The 4,949-nt window shown below is 64.8% G+C and carries 7 protein-coding genes; all 7 read right to left on the bottom strand.

Translation table 11 applies throughout. From position 1 onward, the window contains the following. The coding region (locus tag CR162_RS22665; protein WP_408887466.1) for a hypothetical protein at positions 1 to 225 on the bottom strand (225 nt) is incomplete at its 3' end. Between the two features lie 36 nt (positions 226 to 261). Then, on the bottom strand, positions 262 to 1,413 hold the full coding sequence (locus CR162_RS21545) for a baseplate J/gp47 family protein (RefSeq protein WP_099097520.1): 1,152 nt from the start codon (positions 1,411 to 1,413) through the stop codon (positions 262 to 264). Continuing rightward, on the bottom strand, positions 1,403 to 1,786 hold the full coding sequence (locus CR162_RS21540; RefSeq protein ID WP_099097519.1) for a phage tail protein: 384 nt from the start codon (positions 1,784 to 1,786) through the stop codon (positions 1,403 to 1,405). Before CR162_RS21540 ends, CR162_RS21545 begins: the two co-directional genes overlap by 11 nt. A gap of 17 nt (positions 1,787 to 1,803) precedes the next feature. After that, positions 1,804 to 2,319, bottom strand: a complete 516-nt coding sequence (locus tag CR162_RS21535) for a phage baseplate assembly protein V (protein WP_176559985.1) — start codon at positions 2,317 to 2,319, stop codon at positions 1,804 to 1,806. A gap of 80 nt (positions 2,320 to 2,399) precedes the next feature. Beyond that, positions 2,400 to 3,851: a hypothetical protein gene (locus tag CR162_RS21530; RefSeq protein WP_099097517.1), complete on the bottom strand. Its 1,452-nt coding sequence runs from the start codon at positions 3,849 to 3,851 to the stop codon at positions 2,400 to 2,402. Positions 3,852 to 3,871: 20 nt separating this feature from the next. After that, positions 3,872 to 4,063: a hypothetical protein gene (locus CR162_RS21525; RefSeq protein WP_176559984.1), complete on the bottom strand. Its 192-nt coding sequence runs from the start codon at positions 4,061 to 4,063 to the stop codon at positions 3,872 to 3,874. Then, positions 4,063 to 4,926, bottom strand: a complete 864-nt coding sequence (locus CR162_RS21520; RefSeq protein ID WP_099097515.1) for a hypothetical protein — start codon at positions 4,924 to 4,926, stop codon at positions 4,063 to 4,065. Before CR162_RS21520 ends, CR162_RS21525 begins: the two co-directional genes overlap by 1 nt. Positions 4,927 to 4,949 lie beyond the last annotated feature (23 nt).

The following is a 4,949-nucleotide window of genomic DNA, read 5'->3' as shown; positions in this document are numbered from 1 at the left end:
ACCACGCGGTGGGACACGACCGATACGGGCTCCGAGATAATCGTAAGCCAGGATGTCCAGCATCTCTCCGCTGGCGGTCAGCAACCGGGTCTGCAGGCGGACCTGGTGCAAGAGCCCATGTGCCCAGGAGAGCGGCGCCGCGAAGCCCGCCAGGACCGCAGAGGCAACCGGAGCATCGTCCGGCAGCCATGTCAGGGGAATCTCCGCTCGGAGGCGGGTCTTCATATCCTGCGGGTCACCTATCATGGTGGCGTCCCTTCATCAGCTGACGACAACAGGGCCGGCGACCACCTGGCCGAGCTTGCCGGGGTCGACGTCGCCAGCGATGCCGTTGACCGTGAGGTTGGCGACGTTGGCGATGCCATCCGGCGAGACACCGAAGGCCGCATTGGTAATCCGGCTCATCCGGAGCGGAGCGCCGATGCCCAGGCCGTTGATGTAGGCCGTGACGGCCTGGGCAATGGGCGTCAGGAGGGTGTCTTTGTCGTAGCCCTCGTTGACCTCGATGGTCAGCCTGACGGAAGCCGTGGTCCGTAGCGGTCCGATGATGGCCGGGACAACGGTGACCGGCCGGACCGCATCCACGGCGGCGTAGATGGCCGACAGGAGCTCGCTGGAAGGCTGGCCGCCGGTGGCTGAGGGGTCACTGACAACCAGGAGGAAGCGCCCCGGGGACCAGTTGCCGGCGGCGTCGACATTCTCCACCAGGCGGAAGCTGAGGCCCTGCTTCACGCTGGCCGCCGCCGTCAGGATGGAGATGCCGGTGCCTCGGTGCAGGGAGGCGATGTAAGCCCGGAACCTGGCCCGGCAACTCTCATCGCTCTCGGCATCCACGCCGCCGGAGAAAGCAGCCGGATTAGAGACCCGGTCCCATCCACTGGCGTTGGAGCCGATGCGGGTATAAGCGCCCGCCAGGACGTTGCCCGCCACTCCCGCCTCGATGGCCTCGGCCGGAACATCCACGGCATAGACATCGGCTGGAACAAGGTAGCCGCCCTGGGAGCCGACATCTGCACTCCAGTAGTCGTGGCCGGTGTCGGCAATCACCAGGGCGGTCCTGGAACCATCATCCGTGCGGCACATGGCGCCTACCGGGAGGCCCAGTGCTCTTGGCGCTGAGTTCCTCTCCCACTTGGTAACTCCGGTGGCGTAGGTGGCCGCCTGCCTCTGCTGGACTTCCCAGTCCGCCAACCAGCTATCCACGTCGGTGCCGGTTGAGGTGGAGAGCCGGGTCACCGACAGCACCTCGTAAGCGATGAGCTGCAGCCAGAGCATCACCGCCGCAACCGCGTTGAAGAGCGACCGCAAGATGCTGCCGCTGGTGGTGTTCAGGTCCTGGCCAGGAAGCTCAGCCTGCATGGCGGTAATCTGCTGCTGGACCAGCTGGTCATGGGTGCGGGTATTAAGCTCCATCACCACCGCTCCTCTCCATGCCGACCGAGAGGCCGGAGTTCTCGCCCGTGCGCCGGGTAAATTTGACGCTCAGGAAGAGCGAGTTGTTGTCGTTGCTGCCAACCGCCTGGACGACCGGGGGCGGCTCCTGGGCGACGCTCTCTTCCAGGAGGGCTTGCTGCTGGGCGACCGCCTTAACGCGCTTGGTGTCGATGGGTCGGCCGACTTCCTGGGGTAGCCCGGCGCCATAGGCCGGGTCCCAGGTGTCATCGCCCTGGTTCGTCATGTACCGGCGAAGGAGACGCTGCTGCGTGTACGTGTCCCCGTCGGCCAGCAGCAGGTCTCCCGTGGGGCCCAGCGAAAGGTCGCTGCCCCATTGGTGGAACAAGTCCATGGTGTGGAATCCTGGTGTTAGGCGGGAGGCCCGCTCGTATCGCTGCCGCCGCGCACGCCGCTGTGGCGGTGATTCCGCAAGCTGACGCTGGCGGCTTTCACATCGGCGGGTGTGCTGATGTCCTGCTCGGCGGTAATCGTTTTCGTCACATGCAGAGGCCCGTCGAGGGTCATCCCTGCCTCGGGTGCCTTCACGTAGACGCCGCCCGGCGCCTCGATGAGGACCCTGTCCTGTGTCAGAACAAGCTCGACGCCACCCTTCATGATTACGGCGAACTCACCCGGCTGGACGGCTTTGCCGGTCGCCTTTGCCTGTGGCGGCGGGTCATCCGTGGTGAAGAGCCTGGAGACCACAATCCATTGCTGGCCGTCCCCTTCATGGGGAACCACCAGAACCACGTCACCGATGTTCGGGGGCACCACCACGAAGGCGTCCCTCACGGCGAGGCTTCCGACCTGAAGCCAGTTGGTTTCCGTCTCGCCAGGGTGGATTCTGAGCTTCGCCTTCCCGGTCTCTGGGTTGACGCTGGTCACCGTAGCCATCCTCGGCTGCGCCATCCGAGCGACCTGCCGGGCAGCATTGGCGTTCATGGCCGCCATCCATGAGGTGGATATCATTGGTCCCATCCTCCTGGGTCTGCGGTTGGCGCCTCGCTGGGCGGTGGCGGTTCGACATCAGCCGGCCCCGGCTTCAGGTCTTCCTCCGTAAGGGGAAGCACCTCACCAGGCTCGCCACCCGTGGTTGGCGCCGTCGTCGTTTCGGCGACATCCTCGGCAGCGTCACCCGCCACAGTCCTCGGCGAGGAGTTTCGGCACTCCACCCGCTGAGTGAAGCCAGACGAGCTCATGGAGCGCTGGATGCTGTGGATGTAGTATGTCTGGTCGAAAGAGCTGCCCGTCCCTTCCAGGGTGACCATGTTCCTGGGGGTCATCGCCAGCTCGCCAGGAATAGTGAAAGAGATGACCCGCTCGTGGTCGGTTATCTCTTTGTGTTTCTGCTGGGCAATCTTGAGGGCTTCGTCTTCGGTTAGTCCGGCAATGTCGAAGGTGTAATAGGTCCTGTCCGGGTCCATCCTTCGCGGCGACAGCGTCTTGGCCATCTTCGACCTGGCCGGGGTCCCGCCGAGGACCTCGACCTCCTCTTCGGAAGGGCCGTCTTCGTAGCGGATGCCGTCTGCGTCGAATTCCGGTCTGGCCTTCCTGACCTTGGGACCCTTGGCTGATGAGGTCACCGCCCCGCCGCTGTAGCGCGCAATGACGGTCTTCCCAGTGGCGATGTCGGCCGACCTGACCGCCACTTCGATGGTTTTCGACAACCAGTTGTTCTTGGAGAGCTTCAGTCCGACAGCGTTGATGGCCGTCGGCGTTCGCATCGAGCTGCCCGAGGCGCCTCTGGTGTGCCGTCCGGGAGCAACATGGACCAGCCAGGTGTTCTCACGGTCCGGCTCCCGCCTGGGCTGGTAGACCAGGGTCCGGCCCTCGATGAAGACCTCGTAGCCCTCGCGGTCAGCCAGGTAGCAGAGCAAATCCCATTTCTTCATCGCATGGGAGAAGACGCTGCTCATCTGGACCGAGCGGTCGCCCTCATAGTGCTGGCCGGCCGCGCCAGGAGAAGCCGTCACCCTTGCCTGCAGGCCATGCTCCCCGGCGAATTTAGTCGCCAGCTCGGAGGCCTTCAGGTTCGGGTAGCTCTCCATGACCGAGGCTTCCAGGAGCCTGGAGGTCAGGTCCCTACCCCGGATGGTCACTGTGTCGGTGTCCGGGTCCAGCTCGGTGGTATCCAGAACCCCGACGAGCATTGTCTGCCATGGAGGGGATTCCATAGAGCCCGGCGCCGCCAGGGCCATCTGGAGCTCGACATCGATGGACCCGGCATCCGCCCAGAAGCCAAGTTCTTTGGAATCCGGGCCCATTGCCAGGGTTGCTGACCACGCATCGGCCGCCGCAAAACCATTGCTCTCCAGGCTCAGGGAATCCACGCCGTATATGGCCTCCCCGCCAACCAGGAGGCGCATCATGGGACGGGTCAGGATGGACGGGGCATGACGTTCGTTCAGGTAGGCCATGCCGCCCTCCGAGTTCTTCGTTAGCTGTCTGGGAGGCCCCCGCCGCTGTTTGCACGGGGCTCAGGGATTTGAAGGGTCACCAGACCCACCACCATCGGGTCGGTGAGCCCGTTCAGGCGTGCGATTCGCCACCAGTCCCGGGCATCCCCCAGCTGCTGTGCGGCCACCCGGAAGAGCGTGGTGTTCGATACCGTTATGGTCTTGCTGGCCATCAGTTCTCCTCCACGACCTTTGCCACGGAGTTCTCGGCGCGCTTGATGTTGGCCAGCACGGCGACGGCTGCAGCCTCGGCTCGGGCGGCGGCCCGAAGCTGCAGGATGGCCGTCGAGGCGTCCTTGCCTTTGTTCCCGGTTGCCGAGACCATCGAGGAGAATCCCTGGCCGGCCGCTGCTAGGGTGGCAAAGCCGCCCAGTTTGCCTTCGGCAACCATCTTGGTGCCGTCGACGGCTGATGTGGCCGCCTTGAGGGCGCTGGTCACCCGGACGGCCTGGCTGGGTATGAAGGGCGCAGCGGCGTCCATGATGTCCTTCGCCTTGCCAAGGTAGGCACGCGCCGTGGAAAGGGTCGCCGTGATGTCGGTCAACCCCAGTCCGGTGGCGACGTCATTGCCCAGCTTCTCCATGAAGCCAGGCTCCCTGACAGGCTCAGGCGTCGGGATGACGACGCATGAGACTCTGTATGGAACCAGCAACCCCGAGGTGGTGTAGTCCGCTTCGAAGCCGACAATGAGGACCGTCCGCCAGAAGTCCGACCAAGTGAGAATCTCGGCCGCCCCTCGTTTGGCCGCCGCTTCGAGTCTGCGGGCTTTGGAGACGGCATCTGGCCCGAAGAAGGTGCCCTGGAACTGGACATCCTTCTCAGACCATCCGAGAGCCTGAACGGTGCGGCCGCCCCCAGGGAAGTCAAACCGCGCATGGCGCTGCTCGCCGCCCCATGGCATCGATGACGGGCTCTCGAAACCCTCCAGGGCGACCCCGGCAAGGGTCACTCCGGTGGAAGAGCCGTCTACCGCCCGGCCAATGGCATTCCCAAGATTCAGGGCGGTCCCGACGACGCGGGTCAGTGACACGGACATCGTCGGTCTCCGTTAGATGGGAA

Origin of the sequence: Teichococcus rhizosphaerae, assembly GCF_002631185.1 — a bacterium.
Lineage (GTDB): Bacteria > Pseudomonadota > Alphaproteobacteria > Acetobacterales > Acetobacteraceae > Pseudoroseomonas > Pseudoroseomonas rhizosphaerae.
Note: the sequence above shows the minus strand (reverse complement) of the source record. Positions and strands in the feature narration are given on the sequence as shown.

Coding starts and splice junctions, on each gene's coding strand:
- CR162_RS21545 (WP_099097520.1), bottom strand. CDS start 1,413: ATGGAGCTTAATACCCGCACCCATGACCAGCTGGTCCAGCAGCAGATT.
- CR162_RS21540 (WP_099097519.1), bottom strand. CDS start 1,786: ATGGACTTGTTCCACCAATGGGGCAGCGACCTTTCGCTGGGCCCCACG.
- CR162_RS21530 (WP_099097517.1), bottom strand. CDS start 3,851: ATGGCCTACCTGAACGAACGTCATGCCCCGTCCATCCTGACCCGTCCC.
- CR162_RS21525 (WP_176559984.1), bottom strand. CDS start 4,063: ATGGCCAGCAAGACCATAACGGTATCGAACACCACGCTCTTCCGGGTG.
- CR162_RS21520 (WP_099097515.1), bottom strand. CDS start 4,926: ATGTCCGTGTCACTGACCCGCGTCGTCGGGACCGCCCTGAATCTTGGG.